Here is a 2,113-nt window from a genome sequence, read left to right as displayed (position 1 = left end):
GGTTCCAGTCGTTTAGTTGACCTTGCCTACTACAAACTCATCCAGTATCATGGTAACATATTTTATTAATCTATTAGATATTGTTATAGTACAAGTCGTTAGTATTTAGTGAATAGTGAATAGTATTTAAGATTAGAGTGCAGATAAAGTTTTTAGGTTAATTAGGACAAGCATCTTATTGAACCGAAACTATGCTATACTAATTGTTAACGACTATTCACTAACGACTAGTTAAGAGGTGATTTTATAAATGAAAGAAGCCTTATTTTATGAATTAATCGACAAAGATAAGGGGATTATAAAATGTTTGCTTTGCCCCAAAGAATGTTTGATAAAGAAAAATCAAGTTGGTTTTTGTAGAGCTCGAAAAAATATAAATAACACACTTTATTCTTTAATCTATTCCAAAATTTCCTCTTACGGTATAGACCCCATTGAAAAAAAACCGCTCTATCATTTTTATCCCGGGACGATGGTTTTATCATTGGGGACTATAGGGTGTAATTTTGCTTGTACTTTCTGTCAGAATTGGACTATTTCCCAAGCAAATATAAAAGATTTTAAAGCCGAAGAATTATCACCCGAAATGGCAGTACAATTAGCCTTACGTAATAATTCTCCGGCAATATGTTATACTTATTCTGAACCTCTGATCTGGTATGAGTACCTTTTAGAAACCGCCAGGTTAGCTAAAAAAAATAACTTAAAAAACATATTAGTTACCAATGGATTTATTAATCGTGAACCTCTTATTAAACTGTTGCCTTTTATTGATGCCATGAATATTGACCTTAAATCTTTCCGAAATTCCTTTTATAAGAAATACTGTAAAGGGAGTCTTTTCCCTGTACTTAATACTATTGAGCTTTCAAAAAAATATTGTCACATAGAAATAACTAATCTGATCATTACCGGATTAAACGATGATGAAGAGGAGATCAAAGAAATGGTGGATTGGATTTCTTCTCTAAGTAAAGATATCCCTTTACATTTTTCTCGTTACTTTCCCTGTTACAAGATGGATATTGAAGAAACACCTCTTTCCGCCTTATATAAAGCTCGGGATATTGCCCAAAAAAAATTAAAATATGTCTATCTGGGAAACATCTGGGATGAGGAAGCAAGTACAACTTATTGTGGAAATTGTAAAGAAATTTTGATCAAACGGAGTGGTTATAATATGATAAATTCTGGAATAGATAAAGATGGAAAATGTAAATATTGTGGAGAAAAAGTGGTTTATTTTTAGTTGTATTAAAAAGCAAGCTTAACCAGTAAAGAAGCAGTTTTTTTTTAGCTAGTTAAAGGGTTCAGGATAAATCCCAGACTAGCTAACTAATGAACCAACTAATAAATCGGTCAATCGGTTAATTATATTATATTGTATCTTGAATTTAATACTAACAACTATTCACTATTCACTAACGACTAATTTAATCGGCCAATTAACAACTAAGATATCTCCAATAAATATAAATGAAAGCGATGATAAGATCAAGCAACATCAAGGGGAAAGCTATTTTAGTAAAATACCAGAAAGGGATAGGTTGTTTATTCTTTTCGGCAATGTCCGCGACTATTAAATTTGAGGCTGTTCCTATTAAGGTACCATTCGCTCCAATATTTGCTCCCAAAGCAAGTGCCCACCATAATACTGTTACTGATGGTCCAAGATGGCGAGAAATATTTTCAATTACAGGAATAGCTAAAGCTATTATGGGAATATTATCAAAAAAGGAAGATGTAAAAGTAGAAACCCCTAATATAGTGTAACTAAAAAGATTTATCCTTCCATCACTGAGACTTAAGAGCTTGGAAGATACAATTTTAATAAGGCCATTTTCTTCTAAAGTACCTGCCAAGATATTTAATCCGATTAGAAAGAAAATGATCCTCCAATCAATTTGAGCATAAATTTCGTCAGGTTTATTGTGGCTAACAAAGAGGAGAATGATGGCTCCTAATAAATAAATAATAGCCAAATCTAAGTTGAATAGATGCGAGAAAAATGAAACTATTATTGTAATTCCCAAGATAAATATAGAATTTTTAAATAGAGGAGGATTAGTAATCGCCTTCCTTTCATCAATTTTATTAAGATGAAGAATAATAT

General features: G+C 31.5%; 2 protein-coding genes. One reads left to right on the top strand and one right to left on the bottom strand.

The window, feature by feature from the left end; genetic code table 11:
* The first annotated feature begins 250 nt into the window (after window positions 1–250).
* Window positions 251–1,249 carry an AmmeMemoRadiSam system radical SAM enzyme gene (gene amrS / locus ENO17_04690; GenBank protein ID HER24331.1) on the top strand — a complete coding sequence of 333 codons (999 nt, stop codon included), beginning with the start codon at window positions 251–253 and terminating at the stop codon, window positions 1,247–1,249.
* A gap of 196 nt (window positions 1,250–1,445) precedes the next feature.
* Here the strand turns inward: amrS and ENO17_04685 are convergent, their stop codons facing one another.
* Window positions 1,446–2,111: a hypothetical protein gene (locus ENO17_04685; protein HER24330.1), complete on the bottom strand. Its 666-nt coding sequence runs from the start codon at window positions 2,109–2,111 to the stop codon at window positions 1,446–1,448.
* Window positions 2,112–2,113: the final 2 nt, after the last annotated feature.

It is taken from the genome of Candidatus Atribacteria bacterium (genome assembly GCA_011056645.1).
GTDB lineage: Bacteria > Atribacterota > Phoenicimicrobiia > Phoenicimicrobiales > Phoenicimicrobiaceae > Sediminicultor > Sediminicultor quartus.
Note: the sequence above shows the minus strand (reverse complement) of the source record. Positions and strands in the feature narration are given on the sequence as shown.